The sequence below is a fragment of the Streptomyces sp. NPDC006259 genome (assembly GCF_042870975.1).
Classification (GTDB): Bacteria; Actinomycetota; Actinomycetes; order Streptomycetales; family Streptomycetaceae; genus Streptomyces.
In genome coordinates this window covers 1089286-1105061 of the sequence record NZ_JBIAHY010000003.1, presented here as the reverse complement: position 1 = coordinate 1105061, position 15776 = coordinate 1089286, and the positions used below count along the sequence as shown (strand labels likewise).

At 72.3% G+C, this 15776-nt stretch carries 9 protein-coding genes and 1 pseudogene; 1 reads left to right on the top strand and 9 read right to left on the bottom strand.

The genetic code is table 11. The features are described from left to right. Positions 1–42: 42 nt before the first annotated feature. The 4 genes from ACFYO5_RS16180 to ACFYO5_RS16165 form a co-directional block, all read right to left on the bottom strand. Positions 43–495, bottom strand: a complete 453-nt coding sequence (locus ACFYO5_RS16180; protein WP_388709057.1) for a hypothetical protein — start codon at positions 493–495, stop codon at positions 43–45. Positions 496–604: 109 nt separating this feature from the next. Further along, complete coding sequence (locus ACFYO5_RS16175) at positions 605–1447, bottom strand: lysozyme (protein ID WP_388709055.1); 843 nt, start codon at positions 1445–1447, stop codon at positions 605–607. A 124-nt stretch (positions 1448–1571) separates the two neighbouring features. Further along, positions 1572–1766: a hypothetical protein gene (locus ACFYO5_RS16170; RefSeq protein ID WP_356567120.1), complete on the bottom strand. Its 195-nt coding sequence runs from the start codon at positions 1764–1766 to the stop codon at positions 1572–1574. A 277-nt stretch (positions 1767–2043) separates the two neighbouring features. Continuing rightward, positions 2044–2703 carry a beta-glucanase gene (locus ACFYO5_RS16165; RefSeq protein ID WP_388709053.1) on the bottom strand — a complete coding sequence of 220 codons (660 nt, stop codon included), beginning with the start codon at positions 2701–2703 and terminating at the stop codon, positions 2044–2046. Between the two features lie 300 nt (positions 2704–3003). Between ACFYO5_RS16165 and ACFYO5_RS16160 the strand changes: the two genes are divergently transcribed. Continuing rightward, positions 3004–8208, top strand: coding sequence for a family 43 glycosylhydrolase (locus tag ACFYO5_RS16160; protein WP_388709051.1), 5205 nt, complete (start codon positions 3004–3006; stop codon positions 8206–8208). Positions 8209–8294: 86 nt separating this feature from the next. On the opposite strand, the gene ACFYO5_RS16155 is transcribed toward ACFYO5_RS16160, so the two are convergent. The 5 genes and pseudogenes from ACFYO5_RS16155 to ACFYO5_RS16135 form a co-directional block, all read right to left on the bottom strand. Next, the gene (locus ACFYO5_RS16155) at positions 8295–11078 is read right to left on the bottom strand and encodes a hypothetical protein (RefSeq protein ID WP_388709049.1); all 2784 of its coding nucleotides are present in this window, start codon (positions 11076–11078) and stop codon (positions 8295–8297) included. Further along, the gene (locus ACFYO5_RS16150; RefSeq protein ID WP_356567128.1) at positions 11075–12187 is read right to left on the bottom strand and encodes an AAA family ATPase; all 1113 of its coding nucleotides are present in this window, start codon (positions 12185–12187) and stop codon (positions 11075–11077) included. The genes ACFYO5_RS16155 and ACFYO5_RS16150 overlap by 4 nt, the downstream gene beginning before the upstream one ends. Before the next feature lie 60 nt (positions 12188–12247). Beyond that, a complete protein-coding gene (locus tag ACFYO5_RS16145) occupies positions 12248–13864 on the bottom strand; it encodes a VWA domain-containing protein (RefSeq protein WP_388709047.1) in 1617 nt (538 codons plus the stop codon). Then, entirely contained in the window at positions 13861–15288 is a 1428-nt protein-coding gene (locus ACFYO5_RS16140) for a hypothetical protein (RefSeq protein WP_388709271.1), read from the bottom strand. Before ACFYO5_RS16140 ends, ACFYO5_RS16145 begins: the two co-directional genes overlap by 4 nt. Positions 15289–15300: 12 nt before the next feature. Further along, a pseudogene (locus tag ACFYO5_RS16135) lies at positions 15301–15768 on the bottom strand (hypothetical protein); the annotation flags it as partial. Positions 15769–15776 lie beyond the last annotated feature (8 nt).

Sequence of the window (15776 nt, the reverse complement as noted above, 5' to 3'; positions counted from 1 at the left end):
GGTGCCGTCACCGGAGTGCCATGTGAGTCGGGCCACTCACCCTCACGTTTCGCCCGTTTCCGGGCGAGCGGTGTGGTCAGGATGGCCGGCGGTACGGCGTGTTTCCTTCAGCTCGGCCTCGTAGAGGTGGTCCCGGCCCTCGGCCAGCTCGTCCACGGCGGCCCGCGCGAGTCGCTTGAACGACTCGTAGTACGTGCGGTCGTAGGCCTCGACGATCTGGAAGGTCCAGTGACCGGGAATGACGTTGCGGCCGAGGATCTCGGTCTCGACCTTGTCGGCCCACTCCTCGTGCCCGGCCCTGCGCAGCAGGGTGACCGCCTCGCCCAGCTCGAAGTCGGCGGTGCCGGTCAGCTGGTGGAACCCGTACAGGTGACCTCTGGCCCGCTCCGTCGTCTCCAGTGCCTTGGACAGTGCGCCCAGGGCTTCGACGGTGGCGCCGCTCACCCCTTCGGGACGGCGGTGGTCGCGGTCGGGTCCGTCTTCGTACGTGTGCATGATCTCGCCTGTCCCCCGGACCGGCCCGGTCATGCCCGGCGCGGTCCGGATCGTCGGACTCTCGTGGACGGGCGCAGCGGGCGCCGCGGACACCGCGGGCCCGGCGCGGTCAGCCGGTGGCCATCTTCCGCAGTCCGTCCGGGGTTCCGTTGAACCGGTCGTGGTCGCCGACGGTGGGTCCGGTGGAGGTGTACTGCCAGAAGGTGTGGTGGGCCCAGCCGGCCGGGAGGGCGCCCGGCGTCGAGGCGTACCGCGCGATCCACAGGGGGTTGGCGGCGCCGAATCCGGCGTAGTCGCCGGTGCACTGCGTCCACCAGCTGGTGGCGGTGTAGATGACGGCGTCGCGGCCGGTGCGGGCCTTGTAGCGGGCGAGGAAGTTGGCGATCCAAGAGATCATCGAGGCCCGGGACTTGCCGAAGCAGGCGTCGCCGTACGGGTTCCACTCGATGTCGAGGACGCCGGGCAGGGTCGCGCCGTCGCCGGTCCAGCCGCCGCCGTGGTCCACGAAGTAGTCGGCCTGCGCGGCGCCGCCGGCGGTGTCGGGGGTCGCGAAGTGGTAGGCGCCGCGGATCATGCCGACGGCGCGGGCCCCGCTGTACTGCTTGGCGTAGTAGGGGTTGGTGTAGGACGTCCCCTCGGTCGCCTTGACGTAGGCCCAGGTCACGCCGGAGGCCCACAGGGTGGGCCAGGCGACCTCGCGCTGGTGGCTGGAGACGTCGACGCCTTCGGGCCCGCCGGCCGCCCGGCTGTCGGGGGAGCCGGTCCGGCCGTCGTGGAGGGCGACGCCCATGCCCATCCGGGCGGTGCCGCGGGCAGGGGTACCGGGTGACTCCTCGCCGGGCGACGGCGGGGATATCGGCTGGTGCAGGGACAGGAGTATGGACAGGGCGACCGGCAGACCGGTCGCGTACAGACGCAGGCGGCCGGACGCCGCTCTCATGGGCCTTCGCATGCCTCCCATCTGATGTGCTGTCGCGGGTGCCCGCACCTTTTCGTCCCCCCGTCGGCCGTACCCCCGGGCGGCAGGGCCCGGGGGCGGGCACGGTGCGGGAGGCCCCGCGAGGAGGACGGCCGGATCAGTTCCGGTCCGCGTCCAGTAGCGTCTGCAAATGGACCATGCAGGGGGCGCAATGGCGGTCGGTCGTGTTCGTGGCCGTCGCGCCGGTGGCGGAGACATCGGTGCCGCACAGGCTCGTCCCGTGGTGCGGGACCACCACGTGCCACACATGCTCACCGCCACCCGACCCGAGGCCCACCTTCATCTCGTACACGGCTCGTCCCTTCTGTCGGGCGTTCCTCCAGAAGACCGCGCGGACCGCCCCGCGTCCCGTCGGGGCGGGCCATTCGGGGGAGGACGTGGCCCGACCGCCGTGGCCCGGTGGCCGGCCGGCGCGGGCCGTGGCACAGTGCCCCGCACCCCGGCCGGCCGTCCGGCACGCTCGCGGCGGCCCTCTCCACCGTCGTCGTCCTCCTCGGCGGCGCTCCGCGCGGTTCGTCGCGAGGCCCGGCACCGGCTCGTCGAGCGGACCGGCACGACCGCCCGCGACGTCAGGCGCCGGCGGGCCGGTGGACGGTGAGGGAGGCCACCTCGAAGGACATCTCCGTCACCTCCGGGTCGGGCGGCGGGTGGTAGCGGCCCGCGCACACCGAGAGATTGACGATGAGGTGGGCGGACCAGTGCCGGCCCACGCCCCGCCGGTCGGCGAAGACCACCGTGCCGTTCAGGGACCAGACCACGCTGCGGGCGCCGAACTCGACGGCGAGGTCGATCCACCCGCCGGGGCGGACCGCGTCGTCGCGGAGGTAGCGGTGGGCGCTTCGGACGTGGTTGGAGAGTTCCAGCAGGTCCGGGTTGTCGGGGTGGTACTCGAAGACGTCGATCTCCTGGTCGCCGTCGCGCCAGGTCCAGACGGCGGGCCAGGCCCCGGTCTCGGCGGGCAGCCTGACCCGGGTCTCCAGCCGGTCGCCGGTACGGGCCTGGAAGTCCTCGTCGCTGCCCTCCGTGGTGAGCAGTCCGGTGTCCCACAGGCCGTCGGCGCGCCGGGTGGCCCGGAAGGTGCCGCCGCGGGCGTAGGCGGGGTCGGCCACCAGGTGGTCGAGTTTGTCGTCGTCGGGGTTGACGGGTCCGCCGTCCGGATAGGCCCACGAGCGGCCCGCGACCCATTGGCCGGCCGAGGCGAAGTCGGCCCTGAAACAGACGTCGGTCACCGGCGTGCTCCTCGCCCTCGCGCGTCGTGTCACGGAGGATCTGCCCTTTGCACTTGCCACTCATTCGATGACGGCCCGTACTCCACTCGGGTGAGGGATTCGGGCGGGTACGGCTGCTCGATCTCCGGACGGGAGTGCGACGGAGCGGCGCGGGCTCCCAACGGGCCGCGCGGCCAAGGGCGTTGCCCGCGCCCACCTTGTTCGACCTGCCGGACATCGTTCGAGATCTATTGACGGCGTACCGATCTCCGTCTGACACTCTCGCAACACCACGTCACACACCGGAAACGGCAGGCCGATATGACGCACACCCCACGACGTCGCAGCCACGCGAGACGTTGGGCGGCCCGCCTCGCCGGACTGACCGCCGCCTCCCTGCTCCTGGGTCTCACCGGTACCGCGACCGCCGCCCCGGCGGACGAGACGGCCGACCTCACGGACGGACTCGTGCTGCGGTACGCGCTCGACGGGCCGGCCGGCGTCACCGACTCGTCCGGGCACGGCCGCGACGGCACCGTCCAGGGCACCGCCGACTGGTCCGCCGCCGGCCAGGGGCTCGCCTTCAACGGCACGGACACCTACGTCAAGGTGCCGAACGACATCATGAAGGGCCTGAACTCGATCTCCGTCTCCACGGACGTGCTCATCGACGCGGCCCAGAGCACGCCGTACTTCCTCTACGGCTTCGGCAACTCCAGCGGCGGCAACGGAAACGGATACCTCTTCACCACCGGCAACTCCCTGCGCACCTCCGTCGCGACCGGCAACTGGTCCACCGAGCAGACGACCAGGCCCGCCGACTCGCACAACCTGACCCGCGCCGTGTGGAAGCACGTCACGTACACCCAGACCGGCAGCACGGGGACGCTCTACGAGGACGGGGTGGAGGTCGCCCGCAACACGGCGGTCACCATCACCCCCGGCGCGATCGGCGCCGGCACCACCACGGCCAACTCCATAGGCAGGTCGGTGTACTCCGGCGACAAACTGTTCAAGGGCAGGATGCGCGACTTCCGCGTGTACGACCGGGCACTGGCCGGCTCCGAGGTCGAACAGCTCGCGCTCCCCGTGGCCACGCGGGGCGTCGCCGACGACAAGGCGGCCCTCACCCTCGGGGACACCGACGGCGTCACCGCCGACCTCGTCCTGCCGCGGACCGGCACGGCCGGCGGCTCGGCCATCGGCTGGCGGAGCGACAACCCCTCGGTGGTGTCGGACTCCGGCGCGGTGACCCGCCCCGCCGCCGGTGAACCGGACGGCCACGCCACGCTCACGGCGACCCTGCGGAAGGGCACCGTCACCGACACCAGGACCTTCGAGGTCACGGTCCCCGCGGCCTTCGACGACAGGACCGCCACCGAGCGGGCCGCCGCAGCGCTCACCGTGCGCAACCTCGACGACGTACGCGGCAACCTCACGCTGCCCGCCACGGGCGCCTACGGCACGAAGGTCGCCTGGTCCTCCGCGGACGCCGGTGTCGTGGCCGACGACGGTACGGTCCACCGCCCGGCGCACGGCGCCGGCGCCACGACCGTCGAGCTGACCGCGACCGTCACCAAGGGCGACGCGAGGACCACCCGCGCCTTGACGGCCAAGGTGCCCGAGCTGCCCGCGACACAGGCCTACAAGGGCTACATGTTCAGCTACTTCACCGGCGAGGGCACCTCCGACGGCGAGCAGCTCTACGCGGCCCTCAGCAAGGGCAACGACCCGTTGAAGTGGCGGGAGCTGAACGACGGCAAGCCGGTCCTGACCTCCACGCTCGGTGAGAAGGGCCTGCGCGACCCGTTCATCATCCGCTCCCCGGAGGGCGACAAGTTCTACCAGATCGCGACCGACCTGCGGATCTACGGCAACGGCGACTGGGACGCCTCCCAGCGCACCGGCAGCAAGTCCATCATGGTCTGGGAGTCCACCGACCTGGTGAACTGGACCGACCAGCGCCTGGTCAAGGTCTCCCCCGACTCGGCGGGCAACACCTGGGCCCCTGAGGCCTACTACGACGAGCAGCTCGGCGCATACGTCGTCTTCTGGGCGTCGAAGCTGTACGCGAACGCCGACCACTCCGGCGACACGTACAACCGCATGATGTACGCCACGACCCGCGACTTCTACACGTTCAGCGAGCCCAAGGTGTGGATCGACCGCGGTTACTCGGTCATCGACTCCACCGTGATCCGCCACGACGGCACCTACTACCGGCTCTCGAAGGACGAGCGGAACAACTCCTCCTCCACGCCCAACAGCAAGTTCGTCTTCGAGGAGAGGAGCGACTCGCTCCTCGACACCTCCTGGACGGCCGTCGCCGAGGGCATCGGCAAGGGCGCGATGAACGCCGCCGAGGGCCCGCTGGTCTTCAAGTCGAACACCGAGGAGAAGTGGTACGCGTTCCTCGACGAGTTCGGCGGCCGCGGCTACATCCCCTTCGAGACCACCGACCTCGACTCCGGCGTCTGGACCCCGTCCACCGGCTACGACCTGCCGTCCAAGCCCCGGCACGGCACCGTGCTCCCGGTCACCCAGGCCGAGTACGACCGGCTGCTGAAGACCTACCAGCCGGACCAGATCGTCACGAGCGCCGAGGACGTCAAGGTCGAGACGCGCATCGGTGACGCCCCGGTCCTGCCCGCCACCGTCATCGCCGAGTACGCGGACGGCGCGAAGCGGCCCGTCGCCGTCGCCTGGGAGGACGTGGCCGAGTCGCAGTACGCGCAGGCCGGCACCTTCACGGTGACGGGCGAGCTGCCCGGCGACGCGGCCATCGAGGTCAGCGCCGAGGTCACTGTCTCCGCCGAGGGGCCGGACGTCCCGGCCGACCTGCTCCTGCACTACGGCTTCGACGAGACCGGCGGCAACATCGCCCGCGACTCCAGCGGCCACGGCTACCACGGCACCTACGTCCGTACGCCCGACTTCGGGACCGGCGTGGACGGCGGCTCGTTCAAGATGTCCGGCGGCTCCAGCAGCTCCGACTCGCCGTACGTGAGGATCCCCAACGGGGTGCTGAAGGGCGCGGCCGGCGTCACCGTCTCCACCTACGTCAAGTGGAAGGGCGGCGACAACTTCCAGTGGCTGTTCGGGCTCGGCCCCGACAGCGACAAGTACCTCTTCGCCACCCCCTCCAACGGCGGCGGCAAGCTGTTCTCCGCGATCACGAAGGCCACGTGGTCCGGGGAGAAGCAGATGATCGGCGGCTCGCAGCTCACCCAGGGCGAGTGGAAGCACATCACCGTCACGCTGAACGGGGCCACCGAGACGGCGATCCTCTACGTGGACGGCGCCGAAGCGGCCCGCGTGAACGGTGTCACCGTCAAGCCGTCCGAGCTGTACGACCCCGCCAAGGACCACACGGGCTACATCGGCAGGTCCCTGTACTCCCCGGACCCGTACTTCGGTGGCGAGGTCGACGATTTCCGGATCTACAACCGGGCCCTGACGCCCGCCGAGGTCCTGGAGCTGAGCGGCAACACCACCGGCATCGCCGCGGCGACCCACCCGGCGCTCAAGGTGGACGCGCTGATCGACGACAAGGACGGCAAGGTCGTCCTGCCGCTGACCGAGGGCAGTGACGTCACCGCCCTGGCACCGCAGTTCACCCTGGCCCACGGCGCCAGCATCAGCCCCGCCTCCGGCACCCTGCACGACTTCACCGAGCCGGTGGCGTACGAGGTCACGGGTTCGGACGGGAAGAAGCGCACCTGGACGGTGTCGGCCGTGATCATGAAGAGCCCGGTCCTCCCCGGCCTCAACGCCGACCCGAACATCGTCCGCTTCGGCGACACCTTCTACCTCTATCCCACCACCGACGGCTTCGAAGGCTGGAGCGGTACGCAGTTCAAGGCGTACTCCTCGACCGACCTGGTCCACTGGAAGGACCACGGCGTCATCCTGGACCTGGGCCCGGACGTCTCCTGGGCGGACAGCAGGGCCTGGGCGCCGGCCATGGAGGAACGGAACGGCAGGTACTACTTCTACTTCTGCGCCGATGCGAACATCGGTGTCGCGGTCTCCGACTCGCCCACCGGCCCGTTCAAGGACGCGCTCGGCAAGCCGCTGCTGAAGGCGGGCGACCACCGGGGTCAGATGATCGACCCGGCGGTCTTCACGGACGACGACGGCCAGTCGTACCTGTACTGGGGCAACGGCCGCGCCTACGTGGTGCCGCTCAACGACGACATGGTCTCCTTCGACGCCTCGAAGGTCACCGACATCACCCCGAGCGGCTACAACGAGGGCACCTTCGTCATCAAGCGCAAGGGCACCTACTACTTCATGTGGTCGGAGAACGACACACGTGACGAGAACTACCAGGTCGCCTACGCCACCGGCTCCTCGCCCACCGGTCCCTGGACCAAGCAGGGCGTGATCCTGCAGAAGGACCTCTCACTCGGCATCAAGGGCCCCGGTCACCACTCGGTGGTCCACGTCCCGAACACCGACGACTGGTACATCGCCTACCACCGCTTCGCCGTCCCGGGCGGTGACGGCACGCACCGCGAAACGACCATCGACAAGCTGGAGTTCGACGCCGACGGCCTGCTGAAAAAGGTCGTTCCCACCCTGGGGAGCATCGACCCGGTCACCGTCGTCCGCGCCGGCCCGGACGCCTCCGGCAAGGAAGGCGACACGATCGCTCTGAACGGCACGATCTCCGGCGCGGGCACCGCCGAGTGGACGGCCGAGAAGGACGCCCCCTGCGCCTTCGCGGACGCCAAGTCGGCGAGGACCACCGTCACCTGCACCGACGACGGCACCTACGAGGTGACCCTGACCGGCGGCCGCGGCACCGAAACGGCCACCGTGACCGTCACCGACGCGGCCCCGGCGATCACGTCCGCAGCCGGGCCCAAGTCCCCGGTGAGCGTCCGTCAGCGGGCCGTCGTCACCGCCGCCTTCACCGACCCGGGCACCTCCGACAGCCACACCTGCGCGGTCGACTTCGGCGACGGCACGAAGCCGGTGCCGGGCACGGTCACCGACACGAACTGCCGGGCCGCGCACGTCTACACCGCGGCGGGCATCCACCGCCCGGTGGTGACCGTCACGGACGACGACGGCGCCTCGGACAGCGCGACGCTCCCCGAGCTGATCGTGTACGACCGTGCCGCGGGCCCCGCGGCGGGCGCGGGCCTCGTCGTCTCCCCCGCCGGGGCCTACCCGGCCGACGCACGCCTCGCCGGCAAGGCGGCCTTCTCCCTGGCCGCCGACTACCGCACCGGCGCCACCGCCCCGACCGGCCGGGTCACCCTCGACTTCGGACCGGCACGGCTGAAGCTGCGCTCCTCAGGGCTCGACTGGCTGGTCGTCACGGGATCCCGGGCCGTCCTCCAGGGCTCCGGCACCGTCGACGGCACCGCGGGTTACGCCTTCCGCGTCACCGCCACGGACGCCCCTGACACGTTCCGCGTCAGGATCTGGAAGAAGACCACGGGCGACGTCGTGTACGACCTGACCGGTGGGGGGAAGGTGACGGGCGTCGTCACCGTCGGCGACCGGCACCGCTAGGCCGTCCCTCCGCAACGCACCGGATCCTCCTGAGCCGGACGGGCCGCTCCACCGCACCTGACAGCGGTGGGGCGGCCCGTCCGGCGTCAGCCGGCCGCCAGCAGCACCTCCAGTGCCGTCGCGGTCTCCGGATGGCCGGCGAGGAGCGCCGCGCCCCGCGGCGCGTCCGCCTCGGGGCGCGTCCAGGCGCCCTCGCAGCCCAGCAGGGCCGCCAGCGCGTCACAGGTCGCCGGATGTGCGGCGAGGAGGACCGCGCCACGGGCCGCACCGGCGGCCGGCCCGACGGCGGGGAACTCGCGCGGGGCACGCCACGGCGGCACCCAGGAGTCCAGCTCCGCCAGCCGGGCCGGGAAGACCCGGCCCGCCTCACGGATCAGCAGCGGGGCCAGCTCCGCGCCACCGCTTCGCAGGCTGCTGATGAGCGTCGGCAGCCAGGGCAGCAGGACCGGGTCCGGAAGCCGCGCGAAGGCGTTCGACACCGCCTCGACGACGAAGTCGGCCAGCCCCGGCACCGGTTCCAGGGCGTGGACGAACCCGCTGAGGTAGCGCGGGTACGCGGGCACCACCAGGGGATTGCCGAGCAGTTCGTCGCAGCGGGCCCGCAGCTCCGACCGGTCCAGCGTGCCCAGGTGGGTCTGCGCCGCCCACAGCAGTGCCGTACGGGAGGGCTCCCGCGGGTGGGACTGGGCGAGGGCCAGCTCCAGTTGCGTACGGTCGCAGCCGAGGGAGAGGGCGAGGCCCTCCATGCCGAACAGGAACCCCAGCGTCGCCGCGACCTGGCGGTCGGTGGCGTCCTCGTCGGTGAACGCCGTCGGCAGCAGCGTGCAGTAGTGCGCGTAGCCGGTCGTGACGAAGGACTCGATCCACTGCGGCAGGACCGGCTCACTGGTGCGGTAGTACGCCAGCAGGCGGCGCACCCGGCGCAGCACCTCGGGCGCGCCGTCCACGCCGCGCTCCCTCGCGAGGACCTCCAGGGCGCGGGTGCCCAGCTCGTCGGCGAGGCGACGGCTGCGCAGGTGGAGGATGGCGTCCTCGACGGCCTCCAGGACCTGCGCCGCCGTGGCCTGCGGACCGTACGCGGCGCGCCGCAGCCGCTGCTCCAGGACCTGCTCGATGCTGACGCCCTCGTAGCCCAGCTCGATCAGGGCGCGCTGATGGGTGCCGAGGGCCAGGTCCCAGGACTCCTGGATCGCGCGCTCGCCGAGTCGCCGCTCGCCCATGATCGGCCGGGCGGCGCCCTGCGGGAGCAGCCGCCGCAGCATCCACAGCACGTCGGAGCAGCGCTCCAGCTCGGGCCGGCCGGCGATGTCCAGCAGGGCGCGCTGCACACCGCGCTGCTGGAGCCGGAGGTTCAGCGGGGCGAGCCGGTCGTGGACGTCCCGGGCGAGGGGCGGCAGCGCGTCGTAGCCGACCTGGCCGACCCGGTCGCCGCCCATCATGATCTCGACGAGCCGGGCGACGTCGCGCCGCCCCGGTACGGCCTCCTTCTCGATGCAGGTGACGGCCGCGTCCTGGAAGTCGTACGGCGTCGGGCGGACCCGGTCGCGCATGCCGGCCAGCAGGATCGACGTCTCGAACACGGCGATGGCGTCGGCGGTGGAGGCCAGGTAGCCGTTGCGCCGGGCGGCCCGCACGATCTCCACCGACCAGCCGAGCAGTTCGGCCTCGTCGAGGGGGTCCAGGGCGGGGGGCCGCTGGAGGAACCCGGTGAGCCGGTCGGCCGGCGGGGCGGGCGGCGCGGGCACGGCCGCCTTCCTCGCCCTGGTGGTCCGCCTGGTGCCGGCCTGTCCCTTCAGACGGTAGGGCCGCACTCCGGTCCGCTTCAGGTTCTTCGCCCATTCCGTGGCGGCGATGGACACCGACCCGGCGGCGAGGCCGAACTGGGCCTCGATCGCGGCGTGGCTGGACGGGATGAGCCCGTGCCGCCACCTGGTCGCGGTGGGCGGGCCGATGGTGAAGGTGTCGCTGCCCTCGACGCCGAACTCCTCGACACGGCTGGCCGCGTGGAACGCGCCGCAGACGTAGAGGCAGTCGGCGGGGTCGGTGCCGGTGGCCGCGAGGTGCTCGCGCATCCGCGTCCACATGTACCGCTCGCGGTCCTCGTCGATCCGCACCCGGCGCCGATCGCCGGGTGCCAGGCGCCGGAAGAGGCTGCCGATGAGCAGCATGACCTGGCGGTAGGCGTCGTGATCGCTGTCGCCCAGCGGCAGTTCGACGTACTGGTGCCACCACTCCGACCAGTGCCGCACCCGGCCGTGTCGCAGCAGGTGCTCCTCCAGTTCGGCGAAACGGGGGCGCAGGTCGCCGATCTCGACGCCGACCGCGTCGCCGTGCAGGGCGCTCTCCGCGTCGGCGGGCGGCGCGTCCGGGTCCGCGTCGGCGGCCGGCGGGGTCTCCCACTGGAAGACGTGGTCCGAGGAGCGGTCGACGAGGACGAGGTCGACGCCCGGCGTGTCCAGGGCGTACGCGATCGCCTGGTACTCGGCGGAGGCCTCCGTGACCGGGGCGACGACGGACAGCGGCGCCCAGTCGGCCGGGAAGCCGTCCACCTCGGTCGCGAACGCCTGCACGGCCACCGGGAGGCGGCAGTTGCGCAGTTCGGCGAGGAGCGGGGCCATGTCCTCGCACAGCTCCAGGTAGACGACCTTCGGCTGCTTCTCGCGGAGCCGGCGGGCCATGGCGAGCGCCGAGGCCGGGGAGTGGTGGCAGACCGGGAAGATCTCCAGCGGCTCGCGCACCGCGCGCTCGACGTCGTCGACGATGCCCCGCAGGATGCCCTCCAGGGCGCCGGGCCCGTCGGCGAACGCGGCGGCGGCGTCCTGGAGTTGGGTGCGCAGGGCACCGAACGTGCCCTCGGGTACGGCGCTCATGACAGGGTCGCGATCGCGTCCCGGCCGCCCTCCAGGAACTCCGGCCAGGAGCCCCCCTCCTCCTTGCCGCGCGGCTCGACGACGCCGTGCAGGTACTTGTTGAGGATGGCGAGGTCCTCCGGTTCGCGGCGGGCGAGGGAACCGACCAGGGAGGAGGCGAGGGTGCGCGCGGTCAGGGTGCGCTCACCGAAGAAGTTGCTGTGCAGGATGGCGTCCTCCAGGACGCCGATCTGCTCGGCCGTGGACAGCGCGGACTCCAGCTTCTCGTCGTCACTGGCCGCCGCGGCGGCGGAGGCACGCAGGTCGGCGAAGCTCTGGAGCAGCACGTCCAGCAGGGTGGGCGGGACCTCGAGTTCGATCTGGTGGCGGCGCAGCAGTTCCTCGGTGCGGAAGCGGACGATCTCCGCCTCGCTGTTCCTGTTCGTCACGACGGGGATGCGGACGAAGTTGAAGCGGCGCTTCAGGGCGGAGGACAGGTCGTTGACGCCCCGGTCGCGGCTGTTGGCGGTGGCGATGACGGAGAACCCGGGCTTGGCGAACACGATGTTGTCGCTGTCGAGTTCGGGCACCGAGACGTACTTCTCGGACAGGATGGAGATCAGGGCGTCCTGGACGTCGCTGGTGGAGCGGGTGAGTTCCTCGAACCGGCCGATCGTGCCGGTCTCCATCGCCGTCATGACCGGTGAGGGGATCATCGACTCGCGGGACTGGCCCTTGGCGATCACCATGGACACGTTCCACGAGTACTTGATGTGGTCCTCGGTGGTGCCGGCCGTGCCCTGCACGACCTGGGTGGAGTTGCGGCAGATCGCGGCGGCCAGCAGCTCGGCCAGCCAGCTCTTGCCGGTGCCGGGGTCGCCGATGAGCAGCAGCCCGCGGTCGGAGGCGAGCGTGACGATGGCCCGCTCGACGATGCCGCGGTCGCCGAACCACTTCTGGGACACCTCGCGGTCGAGGCCGTCGGCGCGCTCGGAGCCGAGGACGAACAGCCGGACCATCTTGGGCGACAGCCGCCAGGAGAACGGCTTGGGGCCGTCGTCGACGGACTCCAGCCAGTCCAGTTCCTCGGCGTACTTGATCTCGGCGGGGGCGCGCAACAGGTCGGACATCGGCAGGCCTTTCTGCGGAAGGGCGAGGAAGAGGTGGGAGAGCGGGGCGGGGCGGGTGTCTCAGGTGAGGAACGTCTTCAGCTCGTGCACGAGCTTGCGGATGTGGCCGGAGAGCACCGGTGTGCCGAGGTCCTTGAAGCGTTCCCGGAACCAGGGGTTGACGCTGCCGCGGCCGGAGCTGGTCACCGAGCCGACGGGGATGAACCTGACCCCGGAGCGGTGCAGGGCGGCCATGCTGTCGTAGAGGGGTTCACCGCGCCACTCGTAGAAGTCGGAGATCCACACCACGGCGGTGTTGCGCGGTTCGGCGATCTTCGGCTGGGCGAGGGCCATGGCGACGGTGCCGTCGGTGCCCCCGCCGAGGTTGGTGCGCAGCAGGGTCTCGAAGGGGTCGTGCACCCACGGGGTGAGGTCGAGTGCCTGGGTGTCGTACGCGATGAGGTGGACGTCCACCTTGGGCAGCCCGGCGAAGATCGAGGCGAGGATGGTGCAGTTGACCATGGAGTCGACCATCGAGCCCGACTGGTCCACCACGACGACGAGCCGCTGCGGTGTCGTCCTGCGGGCGGTGTGCCGGTAGTAGAGGCGGTCGACGTAGAGCCGCTCCTCCTCCGGGCTGTAGTTGGTGAGGTTCTTCCAGATGGTGCGGTCGAGGTCGAGGTTGCGGAACACCCGCTTCGGGGGGACGGACCGGTCGATGGCGCCGACCGTGGCCTTCTCGACCTGGGTGCGCAGCACTTCGGCGACCTCGTCGACGAACCGGCGGATCAGCGCCTTGGCGTTGGCGAGGGCGACTCCGGAGAGGTTGTTCTTGTCCCGCAGCAGTTGCTCGATCAGTGACATGCTCGGGGTGAGCCGGGCGGCGAGCGCGGGATCGGCGAGCACTTCGCGCAGGTGCATCCGCTTGACCAGGTCGCCTTCGAGGGCGCCGAGTTCGGGTCCGATGAGCGGGATGAGCCGGCTGAGGTCGGGTGTCCTGCCGTGGCCACCCGAGCCGGCCGGGCCGGCACCCCGGCCGCCGCCTGCCCGGCCGCCGCGCAGGTCGCCGGGCGAGCAGCCGAGCGCCCGCTCCAGCCAGCCGGCGTCGGACTGCCAGCGCGCCAGCTGACCGGCGCTGACGGCTCCGGTGCCGGTGGAGAAGACGTTGAGCAGCACCTTGGAGACGAGGGCGGCGCGCCGCACCTCGGCCGGGCGGTCACGGGCGTCCTCCGCACCGGCGTCCGGTTCACCGCCGTCCGCGTCGGGCTCGGCTTCGGTTTCGGCTTCGACCTTGGCTGTGGTCTCGGCCTTGGCTGTTGCTTCGGGTTCGGCCGTGGCTTCGGCCGTGGCTTCGGCTTCGGCCGTGGCTTCGGCTTCGGGTTCGGCCGTGGCTTCGGCTTCGGGTTCGGCCGTGGCTTCGGCTTCGGCTTCCGGGACCATCAGGCCGTCGAACTCGGCCGCCAGCTCCGGGTGGCGCTGCACGATGGAGTCGACGGAGGCCGCCGGGTCGAGCAGCGCGGGCGGCAGGCCGACGTCCTCCACGACGGCGAGGCTCGCGGACTCCAGCGCGGCCTGCTCCTCCGGGTCGAAGAGGCGGGCCAGGAGGCGCCAGTAGAGGACCTGCCGTCGGTTGTCGTGGGGCTCGGCCCCGGTCTCGGCCCCGGTGGTGTGCTGGACGCTGTTCTCGGGCTCGGTCATGTGCGCAGCAGCCTTCCCGCCCGCTCCCGCAGGACGGTCACGGCGTCGGTGGCGGTCTTCTCCGCCCTGGCGCCGGTCTTGTCGGTGGTGCCGCCCGCCCAGGCGCCCGCCTGGAGAACGACGGCCTTCTTCCGCACGGTGGTCTCGACGGCGAGCGGCTGGACGTGGAACGCGCCGTCGTCCCAGCGCAGCAGGCCGATGCAGGCGCCGGAGGCGGCCACCGCCTCGGGAGTGAGGGGACCGGCGGCCGGGACGCGGTCGGTGTCCACGGCGAGGGAGTGTCCGGGGAAGTCGAAGGTGAGTGGGGAGTCGCCGTCCCGCCGGGCGGCGTAGCCCTCCAGGAACACCGGTTCCGCGAGGCGCGCGGGGTGGCGGTCCAGCGGCGCGGTGGGCGACGCGGCGGCGGTCGGGAGGGCGACGCGGGCGGTGGCGAAGGCGTCGGCAGGTTCGCCCGCGCGAGCCCGCTCCTGGTCCCAGATCAGGTCGCCCTCCTCGGTGAGGGGCATGTCGGCGAGGTGCATGGACCGCCCTTCGCCGAGGGCCGTGAGCAGCGCCAGATGCGGCCGCAGAAGCTGCCAGACGCCGGCCGCGACGACGGTGTCCGGTTTGGGCACGGAGACGCTCGCGCGCACCAGCCGGGGCGCGCCCCCGTCCGCGGGCTCGAACACGGCGTGGACCTGCGCCTGGGCGGCCGTCGCGTGTTCGTGCAGGTCGACGCCGAGGGGCAGCAGGCGGCCGGTGACGAGGACGGTCGGCGAGGACTCGGCGGCGCCGGGGAGGGTCAGCAGCAGGGCGCGCGCCCACAGATCGCCCCAGCGGCGGGCCGGGACGCGGTCCTGACCGGCTCCGGGGCAGGAGGCGGCGAGTTCGGCGGCGAAGCCGTCGAGCAGGGTGGCCAGTCGGCGCAGGGCCGGGTCGGGCAGCATCGCGGAGACGATCTGCGCGGCCGAACCGACGAGTTCGTGCTCGATGCCCCGCCAGCCGGTGCGGGCGAGGTCGGCGAGCCAGCTCCGGGCGGCCAGCAGCAGGTTGACGGCCTCTCGCTGTTCGGGAGCCGCCGCCGTCGCCGTGCCGCGGGTGCGGCCGGTGCTCTCGTCGGCGCGGGCCGTCAGGGCGGAGTGGGCGGCGCCCAGCAGGGCGGTGCGGGCGGCTGCGAGGGCGACGAGGTGGTCCTCGCCCGCGGCTCCCGCCGCGGCCTTCTCGACGGCCTCCGCGGTCCGGCCGGCCAGCGGCGAACCGGCCACGGCGCGGGCGAACTCCGCCAGGTCGGCGACGCGGGCGGGCGGCGGGCGCAGCAGGCCCGTGACGAGGACCCGGTCGAAGGCCTCCACGGCGGCCAGCGCCTCGTCGAGCCCCTCGACGGGAGCGGTCAGCGGGTTCGCGAGCCGCTCCTCCGCGACCGGCTCGGCGGCGTGCGCGGGCACCCCGGCGGCGTCCGCCGTCCTGGTCGGCGGGAACCACTGCATCTCGGGCAACGGGGCCGTGGTGGGGGCGAGTTCGAGGTAGGCGAGGTGCCGCAGGAACCGGCTGAAGACGGAGGCCGCCGCGGTCTTGCCGTCGGCCGGGGCGGGCCGGGTGGCGGTCATGGCGTCGGTGATGCCGGCGGCGGTCGCCTCCGGGCCGGCCGGCTCGACGCGCAGACAGCGGGCGACGCGTTCGGCGCCGTACTGGAGGACGGCCTCGGTGATCAGGGCACGGATGTGGTTGCAGAACGAGCCGCGGGCGCCGCCGCAGGGGCGGTTGTTGTTGGTGCTGCACGTGAACGCGTAGGTGCCGGCGGCCACCGACGAGACGTACACGCGCTCGATGTCCGAGCCGCTGGAGACCACGCCCTGGAGGCGGCCGTCGGCCAGTTCGACGAAGGGGACCTTGGCCAGTTTGCGGGGCCGCGCGGGCGGCACCACCCGGGCCG

Bases quoted from the DNA above. Each gene is read 5' to 3' on its own strand.
- ACFYO5_RS16160 (WP_388709051.1), top strand. From the start codon at position 3,004: ATGACGCACACCCCACGACGTCGCAGCCACGCGAGACGTTGGGCGGCC.
- ACFYO5_RS16180 (WP_388709057.1), bottom strand. From the start codon at position 495: ATGCACACGTACGAAGACGGACCCGACCGCGACCACCGCCGTCCCGAA.
- ACFYO5_RS16150 (WP_356567128.1), bottom strand. From the start codon at position 12,187: ATGTCCGACCTGTTGCGCGCCCCCGCCGAGATCAAGTACGCCGAGGAA.
- ACFYO5_RS16145 (WP_388709047.1), bottom strand. From the start codon at position 13,864: ATGACCGAGCCCGAGAACAGCGTCCAGCACACCACCGGGGCCGAGACC.
- ACFYO5_RS16175 (WP_388709055.1), bottom strand. From the start codon at position 1,447: ATGCGAAGGCCCATGAGAGCGGCGTCCGGCCGCCTGCGTCTGTACGCG.
- ACFYO5_RS16155 (WP_388709049.1), bottom strand. From the start codon at position 11,078: ATGAGCGCCGTACCCGAGGGCACGTTCGGTGCCCTGCGCACCCAACTC.